Genomic DNA, 25804 nt, shown 5'->3' with positions numbered 1-25804 from the left:
CAATGTCCACAAGGCTCCCCCCTAGCCCTCGTCGCCGTCGTCGGCGTCTTCTTCGTCTTCTTCATGGTCAAGCACGTCTTCGTCGCCGAGCCGGCGGAACTCCACCTGCACCCGGCCCTTGCCCAGCTCTTCCCAGGCCAGCAGGCGTGGCTCGGGCGCGGCCGAAAGCTCGACGCCGGCGTCGCCGACGGCCAGGATGCGGCCCTCCAGCGAGCTGCCGTCGCGCAGGTCGGCCTTCACCAGGCGCCCCTTGGCGCGCCGCCAGTGCCGGGGCTCGGTCAGCGGGCGGTCGACGCCGGGGGAGGTCACCTCCAGGACGTACGGGCTGCCGCCCATGGCGTCGCTGTCGTCGAGCGCCTGCGACACCGCCTGGCTGATGTCGGCGACCTTGTCGAGGCTCACCCCGTCGTCACCGTCGACGATGACGCGCAGGAGCCGCCGCTTGCCCGCGGGGGTGATCGTGACATCCTCGAGGTCGAGACCCTCCGCCGCGGCGACGGGCTCCAGAAGCTTTATCAGGCGGTCACGTCGAGCGTCGGCGCCCATGTTGACCTCCCAGTTGAATTATCGGCCATCTCGCAAGAGGGCCGAAGGCGTACCTCGCCCAACGGTTCACCAGCCTATCGACACCGGGGCACGGAAAGAGCGTCACTCGGTTACCCACCCGGCGACGCGCCGTACGATGCTATGTGCCAAGCCAGGAAAAGCCGTCATCCACGGGAGGCCACACCGTGCGTCAGCGTGCCCTGACCCGGCGCGCGGTGCTGCGTGGCACCGCCGCCGGTGCGATCGGCGTGGCCGTCGCCGGTTGTTCGGCGCCGGAGGCCGCGCCGCCCGCGCCCAAGCCGCCCGACCCCGAGACCGTGCTGCTCACCGGCGTCATCGCCGACAAGGAGCACATGGTGGCGCTCTACCGGCAGGCCGTGCTGTCGGGGGGCAAGCTGGCCGCCGCGCTCGGGCCCTTCCAGCAGCGCCACGAGGCCCACCTGGCGGAGCTGCGGCGCCGACTGCCCCCGAGCCCGGCGCCCACCGCCGCCTCGCCGACGCCGTCGGTGCCGGCGGGCTCGCCGCCGGCCGCCGCCAGGGTCTCGGTGGGCGCGCTGCGCGAGCTGGAGCGCAGGGCGGCGGCCACCCGGCCCCGCCAGATCGGGAGCGTCTCCCCTTCGCTGGCGCAGCTGCTCGCCTGCATCGGCGCCTGCGAGGCCGCGCACGCCGTGGCACTGGCGAGGGCATCGTGACCGACGCGCTCCAGGGTCTCAACAAGGTGCTCGACGCCGAGCACGCCGCCGTGTACGCCTACGGCGTCGTCGGCGCACGCACCAGCGGCGGCCAGCGGTCCTCGGCGTCCGCCGGCTTCAACGCCCACCGCGCCAGGCGCGACCAGATCCGCCGGCTGATCACCGCCAGGGGCGGCACGCCGTCGGAGTCCGGCGCGGCGTACGAGCTGCCCTTCCCCGTCACCGCGGCCACCGACGCGGCCCGGCTCGCCGCGCTGGTGGAGGACCGCGTCACCGCCGCCTATCTCGAACTGACCGCCGTGAACGACTCCTCGCTGCGGCGGCTCGCCGCGATGGCCATGCAGGAGTGCGCGGTCAGGGGGTACGGCTGGCGCCCGACGATCGCCGCGCTGCCCGGCTGGCCGGCGCCCGCCCCCGGCCCGTCGCCGAAGGGGAGGCCGGGCACCTCGCCGCCGGTTTCCCTTGACCAGTAGGCGATTTCGCCCATACGACTGCGTTTGCGAGTGGTGTCCGGGGTAGTTGCTCGTCCATCGGAAGAGCACGGAGGGACACATGGGCTGGAGTTACCGTAAGTCGATCAAGATGGGCCCGTTCAGGCTCAACCTCTCGCGGAGCGGTGTCGGGCACAGCTACGGCGGACGTGGCTTCCGTGTCACAAAGGGCGCCGACGGGCGGCGCACCGTCACCGTCAACCTGCCGGGCGGATTCCACTGGCGCAAGACGGTGGGCAGCGGCAAGCGCGACTAGACCGATAACGCGAACACTCGGAAACGAGAGCGCGTGCCGTACAGCCTGAGCCTGGAACGGCACGTGATAGGGGGGCTCGCCACCCCGGGCCGAGCGGTGGCGAGCCCCCCTCACCATGCGTGGGGGACACGGCGGGTCAGAGGCGGTCGGGCAGCGGCTCGGCGCTCACGGCGGCGAGCACGCTGTCGGCGGCCTCGGCGAGCGGGACCTCCTCCTTGACACCGGTCCTGCGGTCGCGCAGCTCCACGACACCCTGGGCGAGCCCGCGGCCGACGATCAGGATCGTCGGGACGCCCAGCAGCTCGGCGTCCTTGAACTTCACACCCGGCGACACCCCGGCGCGGTCGTCGACGAGCACGCGCAGGCCCTTGGCCTCCAGCTCCTCGGCGAGCCGCAGCGCCACCTCGACCTGGTTGTCCTTGCCTGTGCCGACGACGTGCACGTCGGCGGGCGCCACCTCGCGGGGCCAGACCAGGCCCAGCTCGTCGTGCTTCTGCTCGGCGAGCACGGCCACGGCGCGCGAGACGCCCACGCCGTACGAGCCCATGGTGATGCGGATGGGCTTGCCGTCGGGGCCGAGCGCGTCGAGGCCCGCCACGTCGGCGTACTTGCGGCCGAGCTGGAAGATGTGGCCGATCTCGATGCCCCGGTCGTTGGACAGCGGGTGGGCGCACCGGGGGCAGGAGTCGCCCGCGCGCACCTCGGCGGCCTCGATCGTGCCGTCGGGCTCGAAGTCGCGGCCCGCGACGACGTGCGCGGCGTGCCGGCCCTGCTCGTTGGCTCCGGTGACCCAGGCCGAGCCCGCCACGACGCGGGGATCCACGAGGTAGCGGATGCCCAGCTCCTTGAGGACCTGGGGGCCGATGTAGCCGCGGACCAGCCCGGGGTGCTTGGCGAAGTCGCCGGCCTCGAAGATCTCGGGGACGCCCGGGGCGAGCGCGGCCTCCAGGCGCTTGAAGTCGACCTCGCGGTCGCCGGGCACGCCGACGATCAGCGTCTCGAACTCGGCCGAGCCGGGGGTGCGCACCTTGACCACGACGTTCTTGAGGGTGTCGGCGGCGCTCACTCCGAGGCCGTACCGCTCGTTGACCAGGGAGACCAGCGAGTCGATGGTCGGGGTGTCTGGGGTGTCGAGCACCTCCAGCGCGGGGTGCTCGGCGGTCACGGCCGGGGGCGCGGGCGTGACGACGGCCTCGACGTTGGCGGCGTAACCGCAGTTGTGGCAGGCCACGAAGGTGTCCTCGCCGGTGGCGCAGGGGGCGAGGAACTCCTCGGAGGCCGAGCCGCCCATGGCGCCCGACACGGCGAAGGCGATCTTGTAGTCGATGCCCAGCCGGTCGAACAGCTTGATGTAGGCCTCGCGGTGCATCTCGTACGAGCGCTTGAGGCCGTCGTCGTCGAGGTCGAAGGAGTAGGAGTCCTTCATGATGAACTCGCGGCCGCGCAGGATGCCGGCGCGAGGACGGGCCTCGTCGCGGTACTTGGTCTGGATTTGATAGAGGATTACCGGATAGTCCTTATAGGAGGAGTACTCCCCCTTGACCATGTCGGTGAACATCTCCTCGTGGGTGGGCCCGAGAAGGTAGTCGCCGCCCTTGCGGTCCTTCAGGCGGAACAGCGAGTCGCCGTACTCGGTCCAGCGGCCGGTCGCCTCGTAGTAGTCGCGGGGGAGCAGCGCGGGGAACAGGACCTCCTGGCCGCCCATGGCGTTCATCTCCTCGCGCACGACGCGGGCGACGTTCTCCATGACGATCTTGCCGAGGGGCAGCCACGAGTAGATGCCCGGGGCCACACGGCGGACATAGCCGGCGCGGACGAGCAGCTTGTGGCTCGGCACTTCCGCGTCCGCCGGATCCTCACGCAGGGTGCGCAGGAACAGGGTGGACATACGCAGCGGCACGGCTACTCCTCGGTCGCGGGGATTGGCAGATATACAGGCTATCGAGTCTCGCGCGGATGTCGTCCGGTTTACCCGCGCCGCCTGTCCGGCGGCCCGTTCGCCAAGCAATCGCTTGTTAAGCTGACTGGGTGGACCCCACGGAGGAGCAGCGCGAGCTACGCGTCACGGTACGCGACTTCCTGCGCGACGCGTGCCCGCCCGCCCTGGCCTTCACCGGCGCCCCGGAAACGGGCGCCGGGGACCCACGCGAGCTGTGGAGCAGGTTCGCGGGCGAACTCGGGGTGGCCGGGCTCGCGATCCCGGAGCGGTACGGCGGGGCCGGGTGCGGCATGGCGGAGGTCGCGGTCGTCTGCGAGGAGCTCGGCCGGTCCCTGTCGCCGCTCCCCTATCTGTCCACCGCCGTGCTCGCGGCCGAGGCGGTCAAGGCGTGCGGGGACGAGGAGGCGAAGCGCCGCCTGCTGCCGCGGATCGCCGAGGGGTCGGTGACCGCGACGGTGGTGCTGCCCGGCGAGGCCGGGCTTCGGCTCGACGGGCGACGCCTGCACGGCACCGTCCCGTACGCGCTCGACGGGGAGATCGTCCTGGCCTACGTGGACGGCTCGCTCGTCGAGGCGCGTCCGACGGCCCGCATCCCGCACGTGACCCTGGACCGCACCCGCCCGCTCGCCGAGCTGGTCTTCGACGGCGCCCCGGTACGGCGGCTCGGGGACGCCGGCGCCTTCGCGCGGGTGCGCGACCTCGGTGTGGCCGCGCTCGCCGCCGAGCAGGTGGGCGGAGCGTCACGCTGCCTCGCCGCCGCCGTGGCCTATGCCGGCAGGCGTCACCAGTTCGGCCGCCCGATCGGCTCCTTCCAGGCGATCAAGCACAAGCTGGCCGACATGCTGCTCTCCGTGGAGTCCGCGCGGTCCGCCGCGTACGCCGCGGCCCGCGCGACCGAGGAGGAGCTGCCCGTGCGCGCGGCCATCGCGGGGTCTTACTGCACCGAGGCCTACCTGGCGGCGGCGGGCGAGAACATCCAGATCCACGGCGGGCTCGGCGTCACCTGGGAGCACGACGCGCATCTGTCCTTCAAAAGGGCCACCTCCGACGCCCAGCTCTTCGGGCCGCCGCAGGCCCACCGCGCCCGCCTCGCCGCGTCGGTCTTCCCCGCGCCGCCGGTCGCCGCGCGGCGGGTCGCGACACGGGTCCCCCGCACCCACTAGCTCCTCCGGCACGCTCTTCGCGCAGGCGGCGCCGCTTGTTGCGGCTCGTCGCGGCTGGTAATCTCGCCAAGCGAGCGCTTGGTTGAATTGGCTGGATCGAGCAGGTGGAACGGAGGCGCGGATGACGTCCCTACGGATCAGCCTGGGATACGAACTGGAGGTCCGCGGGCGCACCCGCGAGGTGGAACGGCAGACGTTCGAGAACGTGATCGACCAGGTCGTGCTCGGGGACCGCCTGGGATGCGACACCGCATGGTTCGTGGAGCACCACTTCACCCGGGGCTTCTCCCACTCCTCGGCCCCCGATCTGGTGCTCGCCGCCATCTCCCAGCGCACCGAGCGGATCCACCTCGGCCTCGGCGTGGTGCTGCTGCCCTTCCAGTCCCCCATCCGCACGGCGGAGCGGGTCGCCACCCTGGACATCCTCAGCAACGGGCGCGTCGAGTTCGGCACGGGCCGGGGCGCGTCGCCGCTCGAATACCAGGCCTTCCAGCGGCCGTTCGAGCAGTCCCGCAAGATCTGGGAGGACTCCCTGGAGGCGGTGCTCGCGATCTGGAAGGCCGACGGCGAGCCGATCAGCCGCTCCAACGAGTTCTTCGAGATCCCCGACGTCGCGGTCTACCCCAGGCCGGCCCAGCTGCCGCATCCCCCGGTCTGGGTCGCCTCCACGTCCCTGGAGGGCTACCTCGCGGCGGCCAAGCACGGGTACAACCTGCTCGGCATGACCATGCTCAAGGGCATCGACGACGTGGCCGCGGACATCGCGAGGTACAAGGAATGCCTGGCCGAGAACGGCTTCGACCCCGCCACCCGCAGGATCGCGCTGATGATCCCGTGGCATGTGGCGCCGACGCGCGAGGAGGCCATCGAGACCGCCTCCGACCCGGTCCTGTGGTACATCCGGCGGCAGGTCAACCTGGTGACGCCGCCCGACTACTACGACGCCCGGCACGCCACCCACAAGGTCCTCGGGCAGCTGGCCGCGGGGCTGCCGCCGGACGAGGCGATGGCGACGCTGCGCGAGCACCTCATGGTGGTCGTGGACGACGTCGAGGGCTCGCGCAAGGCCGTCGCGAGGATCGCCGAGGCCGGGGCCACCGACCTGATCCTGCAGGCCCAGGTGGGCGGCCTCGCCCACGACCGCGTGCGCGACTCGATAGAGCTGTTCATGGGGGAGGTCATGCTTTGACGACGACCCGCTGGCTGACCAGGGACGACCTGGGTACGGCCGCCCGCGGCGCCACCGGCCTGCTGCACGTCGCGCCCGACGCGTCGAGCGCCTGGCCGCTGGACCCCGGTGACCGCGCGGCCGACGCCCTCACGGCGCGGGCGCTGCGGGCCGCGGGGGTAGGCGACCGCGACCGGGTCGTCGTCGCGCTGGCCGAGCCCGCCGGAGCGCTGTGGGCCGCCGCGGGCGCCGAGGTCGCGGCGGCGTCCGCCTCGGTCGGCCCGCGCGGCCGGATGCGCCTGCACCACGCGCTGAAGTCGCTCGGGGCGACCACGCTGGTGATCACTCCCACTGGGGCCATGGACCTCCTCGCCAGGCTGCACCTGGAGTTCCTGCTCGACCCCCTCGACCTCGGGCTGCGGCATCTCGTGCTCACCGGCGAGATCGGCTCACGGCGCACCCTCGGCCACCTGGCCGGCGAGTTCGAGGCGTCCGTGACCGAGGTCTACGCGAACCCCTACAGCGGCGGCGCGCTGGCGTGGCGCGGCTCGGACGCCGCGCCGCTCACCCCGCTGGCCGGCGGGCTGCTCGGCCTCGCCTCGCTGGACAAGGACTCGCCCTTCGAGGGGTCGGACGGGCTGGCCGAGCTGGTCGTCACGCCGTCGGGCCACCCTGCGCTGGACGGGGCGGTCATGCGCACCGGGCAGGTCGCCCGGGTCTGCGACGCGGGAGAGATCCCCGCGCCGTCCCACACGGTCGGCGACCACGTGCTGGTCAGAGGCGTGTGGCTGTCGCTTCCCCGCATCGAGAGTGCCCTTTCGCGGATCGACGGGGTGTCGACATGGGAGCTCGCGATCTCCCGCCAGGGCACGCTCGACTCGGCGACACTGAAGGTGACCTTCGGACGCGCGAGCCTGGTCGGGAATCCGATGTGGAGAGCCCGGATCGAGCAGTCGCTTTCGGCGCTCACTCCGATCAAACTGGGCGTGGAGGTCGCAGGCGAGATCGCCGAAACCGCCCGCCCGGGCACGGTCGCCGACGCCCGGGGCCACCACCTCGGCAGGGACCGCACCGCCATAGCCCACTAGCGGCGGGCGGTGAGGCAGGCTCACGAATCCTGGAGGCGCGACCATGGTTCCAGACGGCGACGGCAGCGTGCCGGGGTGGGGGACGATCCCGCGCATGCTGCGCGACCGGGCGGCCCGCCACCCGGACCTCACGGTGATCGCCGACGGCGACGTGCGGCTGTCGCTCGCCGAGCTGCGCGCCCGCGCCGCCATGGTCGCCAAGGGCCTCATCGCACTCGGCGTCGAGCTGGGCGACCGGGTCGCCATCTGGGGGCTCAACGACGTGCACTGGGCGGCCGGCGCGTTCGGCATCTGGGACGCGGGCGCGGTCATCGTGCCGCTGTCCTCGCGCTACAAGGGCATCGAGGCGGCCGAGGTGCTCCGCAGGACGGGCGCCAGCGTGCTGATCGTGGGCGAGAACCTCGACGGCGCTCCCGCGTTCGCCGACCTTCTCGCCTCGGCCGCCGGGCCGCCCAGGCAGGCCGGGCGCGAGGAGAACGGCGATGACGCCGAGACCGGCGCCGGGCGGCCCTTCGCCGGGCTTCCCGACCTGCTCCACGCGATCACCCCGGAGGGTGTGGCCCGTCCCGGCATGCTGCTGCCCTCCCGGGTGCTCGCAGCCGGAGGGTGGATCTCCGACGACACCGCCGAGGAAAGAGCCCTCGCCGTACGGCCGGAGGACCTCTGCGAGATCATGTCCACGTCGGGCACCACGGGGACGCCGAAGGGCGTGATGCTCGACCACGGCCAGATCGTGCGCGGCTACTGGGACTGGGCCGAGATCGTCACGCTGCGGGAGGGCGACCGCTACCCGGTCATCGCGCCGTTCGCGCACGGCTTCGGCCTGAACGCGGGCCTGCTCGCCGGGGTGATGCGGGGCGCCACCCTCATGCCGGTCAAGGCGTTCACCCCCGCCGTGCTCCGGGATCTCGTCCAGGACGGGCGGATCACGATCCTGGCCGGGGCTCCCACGCTGTTCCACCGCCTCCTGGACGAGGTGGACATCGCCGGGCACTCCGTCCGCGTGGCGATCTGCGGCGCCGCCGCGGTACCGGCCGAGCTGATCCGCCGGCTGCTCAGGGAGGCGGGCCTCGAACGCGTGATCAACGCGTACGGCCTCATGGAGGGCACGGTCGTCTCGATGACCAGGGCCGGCGACCCGGTAGAGGTGATCGCCGCCTCCACCGGCAGGCCGGTGCCGGGCATCGAGGTCAAGATCGTGGACGACGACGGCAAGCAGGTGGCGGCGGGCGAGCGCGGAGAGATCCTCCAGCGCGGCTACGGCGTGATGCGCGGCTACTGGGGCGAGCCCGGCAAGACCGCGGAGGTCATCGAGGACGGCTGGCTGCGCACCGGCGACATAGGCACGATGGACGCCGACGGGAACGTCGCGGTGGTCGACCGCAAGAAGGAGCTGTTCATCGTCAACGGCTTCAACGTCTCACCGGCCGAGGTCGAGAGCCTGCTGCTGCACCACGCCGGCCTGGCCCAGGCCGCCGTCGTCGGCGTGCCGGACGGGCGCTCGGGCGAGGCGGGCCTCGCCTACGTGGTCGCCCGGCCGGGCAGCGCCATCGACCCCGCCGAGATCATAGGCTGGGCACGAGGGAACATGTCGAACTACAAGGTGCCCCGCCAGGTGATCGTCGTGGACGCCCTTCCCGTCAACGCGAACGGGAAGATCGACAAGCGACGGCTCCGAGCCAGGGCGTCCGAGGAGGGCCGGGGGTAGCCGAACCGGATTATCTCGATGACCTCCGGCGCGCGACTCTGGCCGGGAGGGCCGCGTTCCGCGAGAATCTGCTCCATGACGATGTGGGGCCGTCGAGTCCCGCTAAGGAGGCCACATGTCGCTCCGCGTGGCGATCGTGGGATCTGGTCCCGCCGGGATCTACACGGCCGAGGCACTGACGAAGCAGGCGGGCGAGCCCGTCGAGATCGACGTGCTCGACCGGCTGCCCACGCCGTACGGCCTGGTCAGATACGGCGTCGCGCCTGATCACACCTCCATCAAGTCGATCGCCGGCTACCTGCGGCGCGTGCTGGAGCTGCCCTCGGTGCGCTTCCTCGGCGGCGTCGAGCTCGGATCCGACATCTCCGCCGGTGACCTGGCCGCGAGCTACGACGCGGTGGTCTACTGCACGGGCGCGATGGTCGACCGGCACCTCGGCATCCCCGGCGAGAACCTGCCCGGCAGCGTGGCGGCGACCGACTTCGTCAACTGGTACTGCGGCCACCCCGACATGCCGCCGGACGCCTTCTCGCTCGACAGCACCGAGGTGGCCGTGATCGGCGTCGGCAACGTCGCCGTCGACGTGGTCAGGATCCTCGCCAAGACCGCCGACGAGCTGCGCTCCACCGACGTGCCCCAGGAGGTGCTCGACCGCCTGGCCAAGAGCCAGGTGACGGGCATCCACATGATCGGCAGGCGCGGCCCCGAGCACGCCAAGTTCACCCTCAAGGAGCTCAGGGAGCTGGGCGAGCTTCCGAGCTGCGACGTCCTGGTCCGCCCAGAAGAGGGCGGCACCAACGACGTGAGCGAGCTGTCGCGGCAGGTCAGGGGCAACGTCGAGGTCCTGCGCTCCTGGAGCGCCCACGCGGCCACGGGGCGCCCGCGCCGGCTCGACGTGCGGTTCTGGCTGCGGCCGGTCGAGATCCTCGGGTCCTCCCGGGTCGAGGCGCTCCGGCTGGAGCGCACGGCGCTGGTCGACGGGCGGGTCACCGGCACCGGGCAGTTCGAGACCATCCCGGTCGGCATGGTGCTGCGGTCGGTCGGCTACCAGAGCGTCCCCCTGCCGGGCGTGCCGTTCGACGCCGCGACGATGACCGTGCCGAACGTCGCCGGTCGCGTGTCCGAGGGGCAGTACGTCGCGGGGTGGCTCAAGCGCGGGCCGACCGGCGTCATCGGCACCAACAAGTCCGACGCTGCGGAGACCGTGCGCACGCTGCTCGCCGACCTGGCCTCGCGCCCCGGCCGCGCCGCCCCGGCCTCCAGGCTCGACGACCTGCTCGCGGCGCGCGGCGTGAGCCCCGTGACGTACGGCCAGTGGCTCGCCATCGAGGCCGCGGAGGCGTCGCTCGCCACGTCCCTCGGCCGGGGCGAGCACGTCAAGCTCGTCGGCCGTCCCGCGATGTTCGCCGCCTGCGGGCGTACGCTCTCCGGCTGACCCTACGGCCGTACGCTCTCCGGCCCACCTCCTGCGGTTCGCGAGCCTGCGGTCGCCGGTGACGTTTGCGCAGCGTGTGGCGCGGAAGAAGTACCCGAGATGGCGACTCCGTGCCACGGCCCGGACCGCTGACCGGACCGGGGGGACCGCTTGATGACCACTCAGACGCATCCGCATGCCCGCAGTGCCGCCGCCGGGGCGCGGTCGTGAGCGACACGGTCGCCGAGCAGTTCGTCAAGGTGCTCAGGCAGGGCGGCGTGCAGCGCGTCTACGGCGTCGTCGGCGACAGCCTCAACCCGATCGTGGACGCGATCCGCCGGGCCGACGGCATCGACTGGGTGCACGTGCGCAACGAGGAGGCCGGGGCGTTCGCCGCCGCGGCCGAGGCCCAGCTCACCGGGAGGATCACGGTCTGCGCGGGCAGCCAAGGGCCCGGGAACACCCACCTGATCCAGGGCTTGTACGACGCCCACCGCTCCCGGGCGCCCGTGGTGGCCCTCGCCTCGCACATCCCGTCGACCGAGATCGGCACCGGGTTCTTCCAGGAGACCCATCCCGAGCGGGTGTTCGCCGACTGCAGCCACTACTGCGAGATGATCAGCAGGCCCGACCAGATGCCGAGGGTGCTGCGCATCGCCATGCAGTACGCCGAGGGGCTGGGCGGGGTGTCGGTGGTGGTGCTTCCCGGCGACATCGCCGCGCTGCCCACCGCGAAGCCGACGGGCACGAGCACGCTGGTCACGGAGAGGGGCGTCGTGGCGCCGCCGGCCTCGCACGTGCGGGCGCTGGCCTTCGCCCTGAACGCCGCGCAGCGGGTCGCCCTGTTCTGCGGCGCCGGGTGCCGGAACGCCCACGAGGAGGTCATGGAACTGGCCGCCAGGCTGTGCTCCCCCGTCGGGCACAGCCTGCGCGGCAAGGAATGGATCCAGTACGACAACCCCTTCGACGTCGGCATGAACGGCCTGCTCGGGTACGGCGCCTGCTACGACGCGCTGAACGAGGCCGACCTGCTCGTGCTGCTGGGCACGGACTTCCCCTACGACAACTTCCTGCCCCAGGGGCACACCGCGCAGGTGGACCACGACCCCACCAAGCTGGGCCGCCGCACGCCCCTCGACGTAGCCGTGCACGGCGACGTCGGCGAGACGCTGCGCACCGTGCTCCCGTTGCTGAACCAGAAGGCCGACAGGAGCTTCCTGGACCGCATGCTGCGCGAGCACGCCCGCAGCCTCGAACGCGTCGTCGACGCCTACACCAAGGACGTCGACCACCACGTGCCGATCCACCCCGAGTACGCCACGGCCATCCTGGACGACCTGGCGGCCGACGACGCGGTGTTCACCGTGGACACCGGCATGTGCAACGTGTGGGCCGCGCGCTACCTCACGCCGAACGGCAGGCGGCGGGTCATCGGCTCCTTCCTGCACGGCAGCATGGCGAACGCGCTGCCCCACGCCATCGGCGCGCAGTTCGCCTACCCGGACCGCCAGGTGATCTCGATGTCGGGGGACGGCGGCCTCGGCATGCTGATGGGCGAGTTGCTCACCGTGCGCCTGCACGACCTGCCCGTGAAGATCGTCGTGTACAACAACTCGTCGCTCGGCATGGTGAAGCTGGAGATGCTGGTGGAGGGGTTCCCCGACTACCAGACCGACCACGAGCCCGTGGACTACGCGGCGATCGCGGCGGCGGCGGGCATCCCGTCGGTGCGCATCGAGAAGCCCTCTGAGGTCCGCGACGGCCTCGCGCACGCCCTGTCGTCCGCGGGGCCGTACCTGGTGGACCTGGTCACCGACCCCAACGTCATCGCCGTGCCGCCGCGCATCACGCCCGCGCAGATCAAGGGCTTCGCGCTCGCGGCTGGCAAGATCGTCGTCAGCGGCGGGGTGGGCAAGATGGTCGAGATGGCCCGCGCGAACCTGCGCAGTATCCCGCGTCCCTAGTCCCCGAGGGCGACGGCGGCGCGGTGGAGGGCGGTGGAGAGGGTCTTGATCGTGGCGGGCTCGTCCATCACGCCGCCGCCCGCGTCCCTGCGCGCCTCCCAGGCCTGTACGCGCTCCGCGTAGGCGTCCCGGTTGGCCAGGTGGAAGGCGTAGACGGTGGCGTACCGGCTGACCAGGTGGGAGGGATGCATGTCCCAGCCCTGGTAGAACCCGTGGCGCAGCGAGTGGCGGACCATCCCGGCGTGGGCGCGCCACAGCGCGTGCACGTCCGGCGTCGAGTCCGAGGCGGGCGAGGCGGCCAGCGAGCCGTCCGACAGCTCGACCCCCGTGCCCGCCAGCGCGGTGCGCATGACCTCGCGGGCGTGGTCGCACACCGGATGGTCCAGGCGCTGCTCGGCCGGTGGGAGCCCGCAGGCGGCGGTGTAGTCGAACACCCCGAAGTGCGCCGCCGCGAGCCGCCCGCGCAGCGAGGGCACGAGGTCGGGCGAGCGCATGAGGAACATCACCGTCTGCGGCGCCTCCACCTGCATCTCGAACCGCAGCGTCCCCGTGGCCAGCCCCAGTCCCTGCTCCAGGAGGGGAAGGCGGGCGGCGAACTGCGCGAGATAGGCCTCCATCAGCACCTTCGGGAAGGTGACCGTGAAGCCCTCGGGGAGAGAGCCCGCGCGCTCGACCACCCCGGTGAGGAACCCGTCCAGCGTGCGGAGGGCGCGGGCGGGGTCTCCGTCGGCGAACGACTTCACCCGGATGCCCCAGCGCCGCGGCAGCGTGCCGGACGCCCGCATCGCCGCGACCGCCTCGGCCGCGGCCTCGGCGTGGGCGTCCTCCTCCGCGCCGGGGCGAACGCCGTAACCGTCCTCGAAGTCGATCCTCAGGTCCTCGACGGGCTCGGCGGCCAGCTTGCGCGCGACCCGGCGGCGCACGTCCGAGGCGAGGCCGCCGGGCAGCGGCCCGAACACCGGCGACAGCTCGGCGTCCCCCGGCAGGTGGCTCGCGAGGAGCCCCAGGGCCGCCTCTCCCCACGCCGCGACCGTGTCCCGGTCGAACCGGTCGGCCGGCACGTACACGGTGTGCACGGGCTGCCAGGCGCCCGTGGGGCCGGGGTACCGCTCCGCCTGCTCGCCGAGCGCGGCTCCGGAGCCGGGGACGTCATGGCCGCCGAGGGTGAGGCGCATGTCAGATCGTGTCCACCAGGTCGCGCCACCGGCGGACCAGCTGCGGGTCGACGGGGTCGGACCACGACGCCCGTACGGCGCTGCCGACGTGGAAGGCGCGCACGCCGTAGTCGAGTAACGGGGGGACGAGATGCGGCTTGAGCCCGCCTCCGGCGAGGATCAGGGGCGCGTCGCCCGCCTCCGCCCGCGACCGCAGGATCGGCAGCCCCGCCGCGATTCCGGACACCTCGCCGGAGGTGAGCACGGTGGCGAGGTTGGGCAGCAGCCGAACGGCCCGCCAGCCCGCCTGCACGTCGGCGGCGTTGTCCACGGCGCGGTGGAAGGTCCAGGGCAGGGGGGTGACGGCGTGGATGAGCGCCTCGGTGGCCGCCAGGTCGACGGCGCCCTGCTCGTCGAGGAATCCGAAGACGAACCCCGCCGCGCCGGCGTCCGCCAGGATGCGGGCGTCCCGCTCCAGACCTTCGAGCTCCTCGGCTGTCGCGGTGAAGCCCGCGTTGGGGCGGAGCATCACCATTTGGGGCAGCGCGGACTGCTTGGCGATCGCCGCGACGATCTCCGGTGCGGGGGTCAGCCCGCCGACGGAAATGTCGGCCACGATCTCCAGGCGGTCCGCGCCGCCCTCCTCTGCGGCCACGGCGTCGCGCACGTCCAGCGCGATCACCTCGAGCAGCGATCCGGTCATGGGTCCTGAGGTTATCGGACCCTCCTGTCCCGAGTTGGACCACTACCACCCACAGGCCCTCACCTGTCCGGGGTTGGACGGCTAGTTCATGATCTCTCCCGGCAAGTGAGGACGTCTGTCATGACCTGACATCACCTGTCATCACCTGGAATGCGCATGCGAAGGCTTCCGCCTGCGCGCACGCGGAAGCGAAGGAGATCCCAGGTCGGCGGCCCTCTGGAACAGCGCGCCCGAGGCACGGTGCGGCAGGTCCACCGTGCGGACATGCCGGAATCCGAGCTTCTGGTAGTAGCCCTGGAGTCCCGGGTTGTCCTTGGAGCAGTCCAGCCGCAGCCAGCGGCGCCCGGCCGCCGCCACGCGCAGGGCCGCCCAGTCGAGCAGGGTCTCGCCGAGGCCCTGCCCGGAGAAGGCCCGCCCGACGGCCAGCTTGTGGACGTACAGGGCGGTCTCCGGGTGGTCGCCGCGCCTCCAGAACTCCGGGTCGGCGTGCTCGTCGAGGGCGAGGGTGGCCGCCGGAGCGGAAAGCGTTTCCCCTCCCGGCCCCCGGCGGTTCTCCTCGTCGTCCAGCACCCACAGGGTGCCCTCGGCGATCAGCGGCTCGATCCGGGCGGCGGGGAAGCCCGCGGCCGGCCACTGGCGGATGCCCCGGCCGTGGAGCCAGCCCGCCGTCTCGGCCAGGAGCGCGAGGACTCCCGGGAGATCGTCGGGGGTGGCGTTGCGGAGGGTGAGTGAGGCTCCGAGGTGGAGGGTGTCGGAGTACATGGATCATCCTTTCGTCGCCTTCGGTAGCGCCCTGAACACGGAGAGTGCTCGACGGGGAGCGCGCGGCTTTATCAGTGAAGGCCGGTATGCACGGCATTCGCCGTCTGGCCGGCGGGCGTGGTCGGCCGCGGAGGCGGCCCCGGCCCGCGCCGAAGGCGGAACGTCGCGATCGCGCCGCCACTCGGGCGGCGCGCGCGAGATCAGCTCAGTTCTAGCTCGTACCTGATCAGATGCTTGTCGGCGGGCAGGACCGACACGGCGACTCGGACCGGGGTGTCCTCACGGTCATAACCAACTCGGACATATACGACAACAGGGGTACCAGGTTCGAGTTGCAGACGGGAGGATTCCTCAGGAGTCGGCATGCGTGCGGATATGTCATCCACAACCCGGACCTGCCGGTGACCGAGCTCCTCCAGCACGCGGTTGGCTCCGCGCGTGATGTCCGATGGACGGGCGATCTCGGAGTCGCTGACCAGCGCGTGCGGGAAGTAGGAGTCGTTGGTGTTGTACGGCTGGTCGTCCACGTAGCGGAGCCGTCGCCGCACCACGGCGACGGAATGCTCGTCGAGCTCCAGCCTGGCCGCGATCTCCTCGGGAGGTTCCACGATGGAGACCTCGATCTCCTGCCCCGGCTTGCGGCCCTCCTTGGTGACGGCCTCGGCGAAGGCTTCCCTGCGCAGCACCCCTGGTGAGGCGCCCAGCTCGTCCTGAGGGCGCATGAGCAGCGCCCTGCGGTCGCGGACGAAGCTGCCGCGGCGGCGCATCCGGGTGATCAGGCCTTCGTTCTCGAGCTCGGCCAGAGCGAGCCGTACCGTGTTTCGGCTGACCTCATGGCTGTCCATGAGGTCCATCTCCGTCGGCAGCTGGGCTCCGGGCCCGAGCTCGCCGGAATAGATGGCCCTGCGCAGCTCGCCGGCCACCTGCTGGTACAGCGTCGACCGTGCCAAATCTCACCTACGGTTGCGTCCTTTTGTACCTACGAATCTAGACGATCTCGATCTGACAGCAAACAACCCCTTGACCCAAGCGTCTCCACACCGCATTATCCAAACGTTGGTACAAATCCATCAAAGGGTCGGCGAGGGAGTGAGGGCCTGTGCTGGCGGTAAGAGCGGGCACGCCGTATCTGCCTTGGCACGATCCCCGCGAGGCGACGCGTCTACTGCGCTACGCGCTGCATCGCGAGGGATTCACCCACACCTACCAGAGCAGCGGAAAAGGGATGTCCGTGCTCTCGGTCACAACAGAGCTGACGGTCTGGTGCAGGAAGGGCTCGTTCGTCTGGAACGAGGACGGCCTCACCCTGACCCACCCGGCGGCCGATCCCATCGGCGCGGCTCAGCTCCTCAAACGCCACCTCAGAAGGCCGGGCGACGAAGCGCCACACGACTGGGACGACCAGTCCGGCGACCGGCCTCCCACAGACTCCGTGCGATGAACGACCTCCAGGACCCCAACCCTCGCCGGGGTCCTGGAAGTCGCGCCGGGGCGGAACGTGTCCTGGCGGGTCCCCCACGCCCGCCAGGACACGCTTCCGTTACCACGGACGTTCACGTCACAGCGGTCCCCAGTTGATCAGGGAGAGCCGCTCGTCCACGTAGGTGTAGAACGCCCGCACGGGCTGGTCCGCCACCGGCTCCTCGCTCTGGCGCCAGTTGCCGACCATCACGCAGCCTGGGGCGTCGGCGAGGCGGACCATGACCACCGTGTACGGCGTGGGCGCGTCGGGCAGGAACGGCTGGTGGTTGACGATCCAGCTCAGGATCCGGCCGGTGGGGCTGACCTGCCGCCAGCTCCAGTCGCGACCCCGGCAACGGGGGCAGTACGCGCGGGCGGGGAAGCGGAGCGTGCCGCAGCCCTCGCAGGACTGGATCACGAACTCGTGCCTGGCGACGCGCTCCCACCACTCGGCGGAGTCCCGGTCGGGGACGGGCTTGATCATGTCATCCCTTCCGCAGGATCAGCGCGGAGGTCACCGGCAGGATGTAGCCGGGCTGGGCCGTGGACAGCGCCACCTCGGCCCCCGGCACCTGGCGGTCCCCGGCGTCGCCCCTGAGCTGCGAGACGGCTTCCGCGATGTGGTTCATCCCGTGCACGTAGCCTTCCGACAAAAATCCTCCGTGGGTGTTCACCGGAAGCGAGCCGTCGAGCGCGGTCGCCCCGGAGGCGACGAACGGCCCGCCCTCCCCCTTGGCGCAGAATCCGTAGTCCTCCAACTGGACGATCACCGAGTAGGTGAAGCAGTCGTACAGCTCGGCGACGTCGACGTCCCCGGGGCCCACGCCCGCCATCGCGTACAGGCGGGGGGCAAGCTCGGCTGCGCTGGTGACGGTCGGGTCGGCGGGGGTCTCGCCGCCGGACAGGAAGGAGTCGCCGCCTCCCCACGCCGCGGCCGATATCAGGACCGGCGGGCGGCGCAGGTCCCTGGCGCGCCCGGCCGTGGTGACGACGACGGCGCACGCCCCGTCGGTCTCCAGGCAGCAGTCCAGGAGCCGGAACGGCTCGGCGATCCAGCGGCTGGCGAGGTAGTCGTCCATGGTGATGGGCGTGCGCATCAGGGCACGCGGGTTCTTGGCCGCGTTCGCCCTCTGAGTGACCGCCAGCTGCCCGAAATGCTCAGCTTTTGTGCCATATTTCAGCATGTGGGCGCGGGCGTACATCGCGTATTGCTGCGGCGGCGCGGTGTACCCGTAGGGCACCTGGTACTGCGCCTCCAGGCCGACCGGCGCCGCCCGGCCCGTACCGCCCATGCGGAACTCCGACCGGGCGTTGATGGCGCGGTAGCAGACCACGGTCTCCGCGACGCCCGCCGCGACGGCGAGGGCCGCCTGGCCGACCACGCTGTGGGAGACGCTGCCCCCGCCGAACTGGTCGAGATACCACGCCGGCGCGCCGATGCCGAGCGCCGGGCCGACGAGCGACGGCGCGGCGGAGTCCCCGACACGGTGGGTGGCGATGCCGTCCACGTCGTCGGCGGTGAGCCCGGCGTCGTCCAGCGCGGCGAGGACGGCCTCGCAGGCCAGCGTCAGCGTACTGACCCAGGAGTTCTTCGAGAACGCGGTGTATCCGACCCCCGCGATGGCGGTGCGGTCGCGCGGCCCGCTCATCGCCCGGCCTCCCGTGCGGGGCGCGCCGCCCACCCCTCCCGGCCCGGCTTCCCCAGGTGCTTGGCCGTTGTGAGCACGCCGCCTCCCGGCCGTCCGCAGTCAAGCAAGCGCTTGTACGGCTTCGAGGCTAGGTGGGCTCCATCGGGGATGTCAATGATCTCCCTGGCGGGACGGCCTTGACTTCAACCGCGGTTGAGGTTGCACTCTGATCACGCCACCGCCCACGACGAGACCGGGGGCCACGAGGTCGAGGAGGCCGACTGACATGCGTGAAGACGCGGCCCGCTTGACATTCGCGGCACCCCTCTCCTATCGTCCAAGCAAGCGCTTGGTAAGGTAAGGGATACGATGGAGGAGACAGTCCCCCTCACATTCTCGCCGTCGAGCACTTCCTGGGAGAGCCAGGCGCCACCCAAGGAGGCGAGTACGACGATGAGCACCCACGCGGCCCGGCTGATCGCGCCGCACGGCGCCGCCGGGCACACCTCCACGGTGCGTGACGGCACGCCCGCTCCCCCGCCTCCCCTGCCGCCCCTCCCGCCCGTACGTCCCGGCTCCCCGCCCGTCGCGGCGCCCGCCTCCAACGGGCGAACCGCCCCCGCGGCCAACGGACGGCCCGTGGCCAACGGAGACCACGCTTCCGGGCCCACCGGACAGCACTTCAGGAACGTGCTCGGACGGTTCGCCACCGGTGTGGTGGCGATCACGGCGCTCGACCCGGTGACCGGCGAGCCGTGCGGCCTCGTCGCCAACTCCTTCACCTCTGTGTCGCTCGACCCCCCGCTGGTGGCCTTCTGCGTGGCGCACACCAGCACGAGCTGGCCGAGGCTCAGGTCGGCGGGACGGCTCTGCGTGAACGTCCTCGCCGAGCACCACGAGCAGGTCAGCAGGCAGCTCGCCGCCAGGGGCGATGACAAGTTCGCCGGCCTCACGTGGACCTCCTCCCCCGGCGGGAGCCCCGTCCTCGACGGCGCGCTGGCCTGGATCGACTGCTCGGTGGAGGCGGAGCATCCCGCGGGCGACCACGTGATCGTGGTGGCCCGCGTCCACGACCTGGACACGCACACCGACCGAGGTCCCCTGGTGTTCTTCCGCGGAGGCTACGGCCGGTTCGGCGCATGAGCGACGGCTTCCGCGAGGAGGTCCGTTCCTGGCTGGAGGAGAACCTGACCGGCCAGTTCGCCGGCGCGAGGGGGCTCGGCGGGCCCGGCAGGGAGCACGAGGGTCACGAGCTGCGCATGGCCTGGGAGCGCCACCTCGGCGCCGCCCGGTGGACCTGCCTCGGCTGGCCCGAGGAGTACGGCGGGCGGGACGCGCCCCTGGACCAGCAGGTGATCTTCCACGAGGAGTACGCCCGGGCGGACGCGCCCGCCCGGGTGGGGCACATCGGCGAGGGCCTGATCGGGCCGACCATCCTGGACTTCGGCACCGAGGAGCAGAAGCGCCGGTTCCTGCCGCGCATCCAGTCGGGCGAGGAGCTGTGGTGTCAGGGGTACTCCGAGCCGGACGCGGGTTCCGACCTGGCGGGCGTGCGCACGCGTGCCACCCTGGAGGGCGGCGAATGGGTCGTCACCGGCCAGAAGGTGTGGACCTCGCTCGCGCATGTGGCCGGCTGGTGCTTCGTCCTGGCGAGGACCGAGCCGGGCTCGCGGCGGCACCGCGGCCTGTCGTACCTGCTGGTGCCCATGGACCAGCCCGGCGTGCGGGTGCGTCCCATCGTCCAGCTGACGGGCACGAGCGAGTTCAACGAGGTCTTCTTCGACGGCGCCCGTACGGACGCCGCCAACATCCTCGGCGCGCCCGGGGAGGGCTGGCGGGTGGCCATGGCCACGCTGGGGTACGAGCGCGGCGCCTCGACGCTCGGCCAGCAGATCGGCTTCAGGCGCGAGCTTGAGGCGGTGATCGCGACCGCCGGGCGCACCGGCGCGGCGGAGGACCCGGTGCTGCGCGACCGGCTCGTCCAGTCGTGGCTGGAGCTGGAGATCATGCGGTTCAACGCCCTGCGCACGATGACGTCCCTGTCGGCGGGCGAGCCGGGGCCGGAGGTCTCGATCGCCAAGCTCTACTGGTCGGAGTGGCACCGCAGGCTGGGCGAGCTGGCGCAGGCCGTGCAGGGGCGGGAAGGCCTGGTGGCGAGTGGCGGGCCGTACGACCTCAACGATCTGCAGCGGCTCTACCTCTTCAGCCGGGCCGACACCATTTATGCCGGTTCGAGCGAGATCCAGCGCGACATCATCGCCGAACGTACGCTCGGCCTGCCCAGGGACCGCTGAGCCGAGCTGGCGCCATCCCGACAGGAGCTCGCCATGACCCTCGCCTACCCACGCGCGCACGGCCTGCTCGACGGGAAGGTCACGCTGGTGACGGCCGCCGCCGGGGCGGGCATCGGGTACGCCACCGCCAGGCGCTGCGCGGAGGAGGGGGCCACGATCGTCATCTCCGACCGGCACGAGCGCCGGCTCGCCGAGGCCGCCGCGTCGCTGACCGGCCTGACCGGGGTGAGACCACTGGCCGTGCCCTGCGACGTCACCTCAGAGGCCCAGGTCCTCGCGCTGTTCGACGCGGCCATGGACGCGCACGGGCGGATCGACGTCGTGGTCAACAACGCCGGCCTCGGCGGCACGGCCGACCTCGTGGACATGACGGACGAGCAGTGGGACACGGTGGTCGGCGTCACGCTCACCGGCACCATGCGCTGCACCCGTGCCGCCCTCAGGCACATGATCCCGCAGGGCCACGGCGTGATCGTCAACAACGCCTCGGTCATCGGGTGGCGGGCGCAGAAGGGGCAGTCGCACTACGCCGCGGCCAAGGCGGGGGTGATGGCCCTGACCAGGTGCGCGGCGCTGGAGGCGGCCGAGCACGGCATCCGGATCAACGCGGTGGCGCCGTCGCTGGCCATGCATCCGTTCCTCGCCAAGGTGACCAGCGACGACCTGCTCGCCGACCTGACGGCGAAGGAGGCGTTCGGCAGGTCGGCGGAGCCGTGGGAGGTCGCCAACGTCATCGTCTTCCTGGCCGGCGACTACTCCTCCTACATGACCGGCGAGGTCGTCTCGGTCTCCAGCCAGCACCCCTGACAGCTGGGCCGATCCGCGAACCGACCGGTCGGTATGGACGGCGTGAGCGCCGTACGGCATCATCGGATGGCATGACTCTTTTCTCGGTGGAAGGCAAGACGGTCGTCGTCACGGGGGGCTCCCGGGGCATCGGGAAGATGATCGCCTCAGGTTTCGTGGCGGCCGGGGCCACGGTGTACATCTCCTCGCGCAAGGCCGCCGAGGTGGAGAAGACGGCCGCCGAGCTGGGCTGCGTGGCCGTGCCCGCCGACCTTTCGACCCCCGAGGGCATCGAGACGCTGGTGTCGGCCGTGACCGCGCGCGAGGACCGGCTGGACGTGCTGGTGAACAACGCCGGAGCGACCTGGGGCGCGCCGCTGGAGGAGTACCCCGAGCACGCCTTCGACAAGCTGTGGGGCATCAACGTCAAGGGGGTCTTCTACCTGACCCAGCGGTTCCTGCCGCTGCTACGCGCGGCGGCCTCCGCCGACGACCCGGCGCGGGTGATCAACATCGGGTCGATCGACGGCCTGCGGGTGCCCGTCGTGGAGAACTACGCCTACTCGGCCGCCAAGGCGGGCGTGCACATGCTGACCCGCCACCTGGCCCACACGCTGGCCTCCGAGTTCATCACGGTCAACGCCATCGCCCCCGGCCCCTTCGAGTCCAAGATGATGGCCTACGCGCTGGACGACCCCCAGATGCGCGCGACGATCGAGACCCACGTACCCCTCGGCCGCATCGGACGGCCCGACGACATGGCGGGCGCGGCCATCTACCTGTCGTCCCGCGCCGGCGCGTACCTCACCGGAGCCGTCATCCCCGTCGACGGCGGCATCTCCACCAGCTGACACCGCTGGGCTCTACCCCTCCGCCCGCACCCTCACCACCCCGGACGCCGCCACTGCCGCCCCCAGCGGCGCCGGAGTGACCCCCTCGCGGTGGTCCTCCCGTAACCCACACCACCCCGCGTGCGTGGCGGCGGCAGGTGAGACGGGTCGCGCCTCTTCGATGGGGCGCGAGCCGTTGTCGTTCAAAGGAGGTCGCGGAGCGCGGCGGTGAAGCGGTCGGAGGCGCCGGGGGCGGAGGCGAGGTAGAAGTACGGCTCGGTGAGTTCCAGCTCGATGAGGGCGGGGGTTCCGTCGGGCAGGCGGACGAGGTCGACCCGGGCGTACAGCAGCTTCTCGGGGATCGCGCCCAGCACCCGCTCGGCGAGCTGCAGCTGGTCGGGGGCTGGGTCGCGAAGGTCCGCGCCGACGTGGTTGGCGCGGGGGGCGTTGGTGCCGTTGGCCAGCATGGCGTCGCGGCGTACGGCATGGCTCAGCTTGCCACCGAAGAAGAGCAGGGAGGTCTCGCCCTCGCTCTCCACCATGTCGAGATACGGCTGCACCATCGCGACCTTGCCACCCGCGACGACGCGCTCGGCGTGCGCCTTGGCCTCGGCGACGTCGGCCGTACGGATGGTGTCGCGCGCCCCCGCGGAGACGGCGGGCTTGACGACGTAGTCCTCCCACGCGGGAAGGTCCGCCGCGTCATCCGTGCTCACCCAGTGCGTCGGCACGATCGGGATCCCGAGTTGCTGGAAGTCCCGCAGGTACGTCTTGTCGGTGTTGCGCTCCAGCACGGCCGCCGGGTTCAGCAACCGGGTCGCGCTCTCGACCTTGTACGCCCAGTCCACGAACTCCTGGCGGCGGTCGACGTAGTTCCACGTCGAGCGGACCACGGCGGCGTCGAAGGCGGCCCAGTCGGCGTCCGGGTCGTCCCAGCGCACCGCCGAGCCGTCGATACCGGCCTGCTTCCACGTGGCGAGCAGCACCTCCCGGTCGTCGTCCGGACCGTCGTAGGTGACATACGCAATATTCACGGCACTCCATCACATACTCGACAAGTCAGTACCGTGAGCATCGTACGGACATGGCGAGCACGGGATGGATCAGGGCCTCGGCTCGGCCCGGGACCCGGCCGGTTCCTGTTCTGCCGGATCGGCATTTCTCATCAGGCCGTCGCCGGCGGGATCCGGCAGCTGGAACCTCACGGCGAACCAGACGAGCCGGCCCGAGGTGTGGCCGCTCCGCCGTAGGGTTTCGATGGCCAGCGCGCGAAGCGAGGTCACGGCGCGGGGTCTACCGGTACAGGGTGAGCGGCGCGCTTGATAGAGGGTTATGTCGTAATAGGTGCCTTTTCTGTTTGCATTTGCCAGTGAAGAAGCGGGCATGCGACTTGTTCGGGTCTGGCGATGCCGCGAGCGGTCGGTGATGGCCAACCGGGCTTTTCGTCCGATAGATCTGCTGTTCAGCGGGGCCAGGCGACGCGGTATCCGGAATCCGTGGGCGGTGTGGACGGGGGCGGCGCTGTTCGCGGTCGTGATGCGGGCGGCGCCCGGTTCGGTGCGGCCCTCACCTGAGGGCTACCGCGCCGATCCGGGGTCAGATGCCATCATTTCCGACAATTGATTTTCTTGTGACATTGGGCGTTTATTTGCCATTTCGCTCATTTATCCAGGCCGGGAATCCGAGTTGCGATTGGCCCTGGAATATGGAAACATTCGTACAGGCTTTCGAATTCACTGGAGGTGATCGGGCGTGGCGGATGTCTCCAGGCTCGGCCGATCACACCTGCGACCGGGCTCGGCGGGTGGGGGTGTGCTTGGCCCTGAGTGGTGGGCGGCGGTGGTGGCACGCTCCTCCGGTTGGTCCAGCGACGGTTCCGCCGCACACGACTTTCGCCTACTGGAGGCCCCGGGCGACCCCAGCCTCAGCGACCGGAACAAGCACGTCCCAGGCCAGCACGACTCGACCCCACGTTCCCCGTCCGCACGTGACTACGACCCACGTCACGGAAACCCACGTCACGGAGACCCACGTGACAGCGACCCACGTGACAGCGACCCACGTGACGGCGAGCTCGGTGACGGCGAGCTCGGTGACGGCGAGCTCGGTGACGGCGAGCTCGGTGACGAGGGCCGATACAACGGCGGCACGCATCACCGTGACCCGCACGACGAAGACCGGCACGACCGAGACCGGCCCGCTGACGATCGTGACCCGCACAACAGCGCCCGTGAGCCGTATGACCGGGACCTAGGGGATCCAGCGCCGAGTGATCCAGAGCCGGGTGGCGTTGGTCCTGGGGTCGCTTCCACCAGTAATGACGATCAGCCCGATGAGCGCGATGGCGGCCCGGCGTCATGGGTGTTGGTGAGGTGTGTGCGGGACGCTGCGGAGGCGCTCGCGGTGGCACCTGTCCCCGAGTCACCGGCGATCTGCCTGGCCGAGGTGGAGGATCTGGTGTTCGCGCGTGATCGATTGATCTCGGCAATAGCGGGCCGGGTGGGGCGGGTGCACGCGGCAGGTGAAGCCCGTAGCCAGGGGCATGCCTCGACCAAGACCTGGTTGCGGTCGGGCTGTGGGATGAGCATGGCCGGCGCCGGGCGTCTGGTCGGGCTGGCGGTGGAGCTCGCGCGCCTGCCGGTGGTGCGCGACCGGTTCGCCTCGGGGACGTTGGGCGAGGGGATGGTGTCGGCGATCTGCGTGGCCACCGCGCACCTGACCGATGAGCAGGCGCAAGTGGCCGAGCCGATCCAGCTCGGCCTGGCCGATGAGGCGACCCCGGGCGAGGTGGCCAAGGCGGGCCGTTACCTGCGCGAGGTGCTCACTCCCGGCCGAACCGCCGACGAAGCCGAGGCTGATCACGCCGCCAGGTTTCTGATCGTGCGCCCAAGCGCTTCGGGCGGGATGGAAGGGGAGTTCCGGCTGCCGCGTGAATCCGCCGCCCGGCTCAAGAACCTGCTGGACGCCTACGCCAAACCCCGGGCCGAAGGCGATGATCGCCCGCTCCGCGTGCGTAACGCCGACGCGTTCATCGCCTTACTGGAACAGCAGATCACCACCGAGCTACTGGTGCTGGTCAACGCCGGCTCTCTGCCCGATGACCATCCCCACCTGGCGTCGGAAGCTGACGGCACCCGAGCCGGGAGTAGCGCCCAGGCAGGGCATGATGCCATCCGGTATCCGCAGACCTGGCACGCCAAGGTTGGACCTGGACCTGGACCTGCGTCTGCGTCTGGGTCTGGACCTGGACCTGGGTCTGGGCCTGTTGAGCCTGCGCCTGTCGGGCCTGCGCCTGTCGGGCCTGGGTCTGCTGGGCCTGGGTCTGTTGAGCCTGGGTCTGTTGAGCCTGCGCCTGTTGAGCCTGCGCCTGTTGAGCCTGGGTCTGCTGGGCCTGGGTCTGCTCGGTACATTGAGCCCGCTGGGTCGGAGCGGCGCTCTGCTGGAGCGCCGGACGATGCGTGCAGGACATGCGGGTATCAGACGGATCGGGGAATTCCCGCCTTGCTGCCGGCCACCGGGCAGTTGCTGCCGGTGGGCGATGTGCACCGGCTGGCCCGCACCTCCACCCTGGTGCGGATCGTGATGGACGCCGAGGGCCAGGTGCTGGACATGGGCCGCAAGGTACGGCTGGCCACCCCCGCCCAACGACGGGCGGTGATCGCCCGGTACACGACCTGCTGGGTGGACGGATGCCCCCTACCGGCCACCATGTGCCAGATCGACCACGCCGACGCCTGGGCCCACGGCGGACCCACCG

26 protein-coding genes and 1 pseudogene are annotated in these 25804 nt (G+C 71.4%); 17 read left to right on the top strand and 10 right to left on the bottom strand.

Going from position 1 to position 25804, the window contains the following annotated elements; translation table 11 throughout:
* Window positions 1–21: 21 nt before the first annotated feature.
* Window positions 22–546: a ribosome maturation factor RimP gene (gene rimP, locus AB0O34_RS03665; protein WP_363912212.1), complete on the bottom strand. Its 525-nt coding sequence runs from the start codon at window positions 544–546 to the stop codon at window positions 22–24.
* A 185-nt stretch (window positions 547–731) separates the two neighbouring features.
* Here rimP and AB0O34_RS03660 point away from each other — a divergent pair, with 185 nt between their 5' ends.
* The 3 genes from AB0O34_RS03660 to AB0O34_RS03650 all read left to right on the top strand — a co-directional run bounded on the left by AB0O34_RS03660 (window position 732) and on the right by AB0O34_RS03650 (window position 1985).
* Complete coding sequence (locus AB0O34_RS03660) at window positions 732–1238, top strand: hypothetical protein (protein WP_363912210.1); 507 nt, start codon at window positions 732–734, stop codon at window positions 1236–1238.
* Complete coding sequence (locus tag AB0O34_RS03655; RefSeq protein WP_363912208.1) at window positions 1235–1711, top strand: ferritin-like domain-containing protein; 477 nt, start codon at window positions 1235–1237, stop codon at window positions 1709–1711. Before AB0O34_RS03660 ends, AB0O34_RS03655 begins: the two co-directional genes overlap by 4 nt.
* Window positions 1712–1790: 79 nt before the next feature.
* Window positions 1791–1985, top strand: a complete 195-nt coding sequence (locus AB0O34_RS03650; RefSeq protein WP_363912206.1) for a DUF4236 domain-containing protein — start codon at window positions 1791–1793, stop codon at window positions 1983–1985.
* A 136-nt stretch (window positions 1986–2121) separates the two neighbouring features.
* Here AB0O34_RS03650 and AB0O34_RS03645 read toward each other — a convergent pair whose 3' ends face one another.
* A complete protein-coding gene (locus AB0O34_RS03645) occupies window positions 2122–3885 on the bottom strand; it encodes a proline--tRNA ligase (protein WP_363912204.1) in 1764 nt (587 codons plus the stop codon).
* A 128-nt stretch (window positions 3886–4013) separates the two neighbouring features.
* Between AB0O34_RS03645 and AB0O34_RS03640 the strand changes: the two genes are divergently transcribed.
* The 6 genes from AB0O34_RS03640 (at window position 4014) to AB0O34_RS03615 (ending at window position 12429) form a co-directional block, all read left to right on the top strand.
* Entirely contained in the window at window positions 4014–5087 is a 1074-nt protein-coding gene (locus tag AB0O34_RS03640; protein WP_363912202.1) for an acyl-CoA dehydrogenase family protein, read from the top strand.
* 121 nt (window positions 5088–5208) lie between these two features.
* Window positions 5209–6276, top strand: a complete 1068-nt coding sequence (locus AB0O34_RS03635) for an LLM class flavin-dependent oxidoreductase (RefSeq protein ID WP_363912200.1) — start codon at window positions 5209–5211, stop codon at window positions 6274–6276.
* Window positions 6273–7343: a hypothetical protein gene (locus tag AB0O34_RS03630; RefSeq protein WP_363912198.1), complete on the top strand. Its 1071-nt coding sequence runs from the start codon at window positions 6273–6275 to the stop codon at window positions 7341–7343. Before AB0O34_RS03635 ends, AB0O34_RS03630 begins: the two co-directional genes overlap by 4 nt.
* Before the next feature lie 43 nt (window positions 7344–7386).
* Window positions 7387–9051 carry an AMP-binding protein gene (locus AB0O34_RS03625; protein WP_363912196.1) on the top strand — a complete coding sequence of 555 codons (1665 nt, stop codon included), beginning with the start codon at window positions 7387–7389 and terminating at the stop codon, window positions 9049–9051.
* 115 nt (window positions 9052–9166) lie between these two features.
* A complete protein-coding gene (locus AB0O34_RS03620) occupies window positions 9167–10486 on the top strand; it encodes an FAD-dependent oxidoreductase (RefSeq protein ID WP_363912194.1) in 1320 nt (439 codons plus the stop codon).
* 206 nt (window positions 10487–10692) lie between these two features.
* On the top strand, window positions 10693–12429 hold the full coding sequence (locus tag AB0O34_RS03615; protein ID WP_363912192.1) for a pyruvate dehydrogenase: 1737 nt from the start codon (window positions 10693–10695) through the stop codon (window positions 12427–12429).
* Here the strand turns inward: AB0O34_RS03615 and AB0O34_RS03610 are convergent.
* From AB0O34_RS03610 to AB0O34_RS03595, 4 genes are all read right to left on the bottom strand, one after another.
* Entirely contained in the window at window positions 12426–13604 is a 1179-nt protein-coding gene (locus AB0O34_RS03610; protein WP_363912190.1) for an aldolase, read from the bottom strand. The two genes, AB0O34_RS03615 and AB0O34_RS03610, sit on opposite strands and share 4 nt — an antisense overlap.
* Before the next feature lies 1 nt (window position 13605).
* Complete coding sequence (locus AB0O34_RS03605) at window positions 13606–14286, bottom strand: copper homeostasis protein CutC (RefSeq protein ID WP_363912188.1); 681 nt, start codon at window positions 14284–14286, stop codon at window positions 13606–13608.
* A 141-nt stretch (window positions 14287–14427) separates the two neighbouring features.
* Window positions 14428–15048, bottom strand: coding sequence for a GNAT family N-acetyltransferase (locus tag AB0O34_RS03600; RefSeq protein WP_363912186.1), 621 nt, complete (start codon window positions 15046–15048; stop codon window positions 14428–14430).
* 200 nt (window positions 15049–15248) lie between these two features.
* Complete coding sequence (locus AB0O34_RS03595; RefSeq protein WP_363912184.1) at window positions 15249–15998, bottom strand: GntR family transcriptional regulator; 750 nt, start codon at window positions 15996–15998, stop codon at window positions 15249–15251.
* A gap of 149 nt (window positions 15999–16147) precedes the next feature.
* Between AB0O34_RS03595 and AB0O34_RS03590 the strand changes: the two genes are divergently transcribed.
* The gene (locus AB0O34_RS03590; protein ID WP_363912182.1) at window positions 16148–16489 is read left to right on the top strand and encodes a hypothetical protein; all 342 of its coding nucleotides are present in this window, start codon (window positions 16148–16150) and stop codon (window positions 16487–16489) included.
* Window positions 16490–16606: 117 nt separating this feature from the next.
* Here AB0O34_RS03590 and AB0O34_RS03585 read toward each other — a convergent pair whose 3' ends face one another.
* Both AB0O34_RS03585 and AB0O34_RS03580 read right to left on the bottom strand, forming a co-directional pair.
* Window positions 16607–16993 (bottom strand): zinc ribbon domain-containing protein, encoded by a 387-nt coding sequence (locus AB0O34_RS03585; protein ID WP_363912180.1) that lies wholly within the window; start codon window positions 16991–16993, stop codon window positions 16607–16609.
* Window position 16994: 1 nt separating this feature from the next.
* On the bottom strand, window positions 16995–18158 hold the full coding sequence (locus AB0O34_RS03580) for an acetyl-CoA acetyltransferase (RefSeq protein WP_363912178.1): 1164 nt from the start codon (window positions 18156–18158) through the stop codon (window positions 16995–16997).
* Between the two features lie 432 nt (window positions 18159–18590).
* On the opposite strand from AB0O34_RS03580, the gene AB0O34_RS03575 reads away from it, so the two are divergent.
* The 4 genes from AB0O34_RS03575 (at window position 18591) to AB0O34_RS03560 (ending at window position 22068) form a co-directional block, all read left to right on the top strand.
* Window positions 18591–19280 carry a flavin reductase family protein gene (locus AB0O34_RS03575; protein WP_363912176.1) on the top strand — a complete coding sequence of 230 codons (690 nt, stop codon included), beginning with the start codon at window positions 18591–18593 and terminating at the stop codon, window positions 19278–19280.
* Window positions 19277–20431, top strand: a complete 1155-nt coding sequence (locus tag AB0O34_RS03570; RefSeq protein WP_363912174.1) for an acyl-CoA dehydrogenase family protein — start codon at window positions 19277–19279, stop codon at window positions 20429–20431. The genes AB0O34_RS03575 and AB0O34_RS03570 overlap by 4 nt, the downstream gene beginning before the upstream one ends.
* 33 nt (window positions 20432–20464) lie before the next feature.
* On the top strand, window positions 20465–21238 hold the full coding sequence (locus AB0O34_RS03565) for an SDR family oxidoreductase (protein ID WP_363912172.1): 774 nt from the start codon (window positions 20465–20467) through the stop codon (window positions 21236–21238).
* A 71-nt stretch (window positions 21239–21309) separates the two neighbouring features.
* Window positions 21310–22068: an SDR family oxidoreductase gene (locus AB0O34_RS03560; RefSeq protein ID WP_363912170.1), complete on the top strand. Its 759-nt coding sequence runs from the start codon at window positions 21310–21312 to the stop codon at window positions 22066–22068.
* A 182-nt stretch (window positions 22069–22250) separates the two neighbouring features.
* Here the strand turns inward: AB0O34_RS03560 and AB0O34_RS03555 are convergent, their stop codons facing one another.
* Window positions 22251–23081 carry a hypothetical protein gene (locus AB0O34_RS03555; protein ID WP_363912168.1) on the bottom strand — a complete coding sequence of 277 codons (831 nt, stop codon included), beginning with the start codon at window positions 23079–23081 and terminating at the stop codon, window positions 22251–22253.
* 310 nt (window positions 23082–23391) lie between these two features.
* On the opposite strand from AB0O34_RS03555, the gene AB0O34_RS03550 reads away from it, so the two are divergent.
* Window positions 23392–23670, top strand: coding sequence for a hypothetical protein (locus AB0O34_RS03550; protein ID WP_363912166.1), 279 nt, complete (start codon window positions 23392–23394; stop codon window positions 23668–23670).
* A 273-nt stretch (window positions 23671–23943) separates the two neighbouring features.
* On the opposite strand, the gene AB0O34_RS03545 is transcribed toward AB0O34_RS03550, so the two are convergent.
* Window positions 23944–24267 (bottom strand): hypothetical protein, encoded by a 324-nt coding sequence (locus tag AB0O34_RS03545; protein ID WP_363912164.1) that lies wholly within the window; start codon window positions 24265–24267, stop codon window positions 23944–23946.
* Between the two features lie 141 nt (window positions 24268–24408).
* Between AB0O34_RS03545 and AB0O34_RS03540 the strand changes: the two are divergent.
* A pseudogene (locus AB0O34_RS03540) lies at window positions 24409–25095 on the top strand (DUF222 domain-containing protein); the annotation flags it as partial.
* A gap of 453 nt (window positions 25096–25548) precedes the next feature.
* Window positions 25549–25804: DUF222 domain-containing protein (locus AB0O34_RS03535; protein WP_363912391.1), on the top strand; the 256-nt coding region annotated here is incomplete at its 3' end.

It is taken from the genome of Sphaerisporangium sp. NPDC088356 (assembly GCF_040685555.1).
In the GTDB taxonomy this organism is placed as follows: Bacteria; Actinomycetota; Actinomycetes; order Streptosporangiales; family Streptosporangiaceae; genus Sphaerisporangium.
The sequence above is the reverse complement of the archived record's forward strand: the minus strand, read 5'-3'. Positions and strand labels throughout refer to the sequence as shown.

Bases quoted from the DNA above. Each gene is read 5' to 3' on its own strand.
- rimP (WP_363912212.1), bottom strand. From the start codon at position 546: ATGGGCGCCGACGCTCGACGTGACCGCCTGATAAAGCTTCTGGAGCCC.
- AB0O34_RS03650 (WP_363912206.1), top strand. From the start codon at position 1,791: ATGGGCTGGAGTTACCGTAAGTCGATCAAGATGGGCCCGTTCAGGCTC.
- AB0O34_RS03635 (WP_363912200.1), top strand. From the start codon at position 5,209: ATGACGTCCCTACGGATCAGCCTGGGATACGAACTGGAGGTCCGCGGG.
- AB0O34_RS03625 (WP_363912196.1), top strand. From the start codon at position 7,387: ATGGTTCCAGACGGCGACGGCAGCGTGCCGGGGTGGGGGACGATCCCG.
- AB0O34_RS03620 (WP_363912194.1), top strand. From the start codon at position 9,167: ATGTCGCTCCGCGTGGCGATCGTGGGATCTGGTCCCGCCGGGATCTAC.
- AB0O34_RS03610 (WP_363912190.1), bottom strand. From the start codon at position 13,604: ATGCGCCTCACCCTCGGCGGCCATGACGTCCCCGGCTCCGGAGCCGCG.
- AB0O34_RS03605 (WP_363912188.1), bottom strand. From the start codon at position 14,286: ATGACCGGATCGCTGCTCGAGGTGATCGCGCTGGACGTGCGCGACGCC.
- AB0O34_RS03600 (WP_363912186.1), bottom strand. From the start codon at position 15,048: ATGTACTCCGACACCCTCCACCTCGGAGCCTCACTCACCCTCCGCAAC.
- AB0O34_RS03585 (WP_363912180.1), bottom strand. From the start codon at position 16,993: ATGATCAAGCCCGTCCCCGACCGGGACTCCGCCGAGTGGTGGGAGCGC.
- AB0O34_RS03580 (WP_363912178.1), bottom strand. From the start codon at position 18,158: ATGAGCGGGCCGCGCGACCGCACCGCCATCGCGGGGGTCGGATACACC.
- AB0O34_RS03575 (WP_363912176.1), top strand. From the start codon at position 18,591: ATGAGCACCCACGCGGCCCGGCTGATCGCGCCGCACGGCGCCGCCGGG.
- AB0O34_RS03570 (WP_363912174.1), top strand. From the start codon at position 19,277: ATGAGCGACGGCTTCCGCGAGGAGGTCCGTTCCTGGCTGGAGGAGAAC.
- AB0O34_RS03565 (WP_363912172.1), top strand. From the start codon at position 20,465: ATGACCCTCGCCTACCCACGCGCGCACGGCCTGCTCGACGGGAAGGTC.
- AB0O34_RS03560 (WP_363912170.1), top strand. From the start codon at position 21,310: ATGACTCTTTTCTCGGTGGAAGGCAAGACGGTCGTCGTCACGGGGGGC.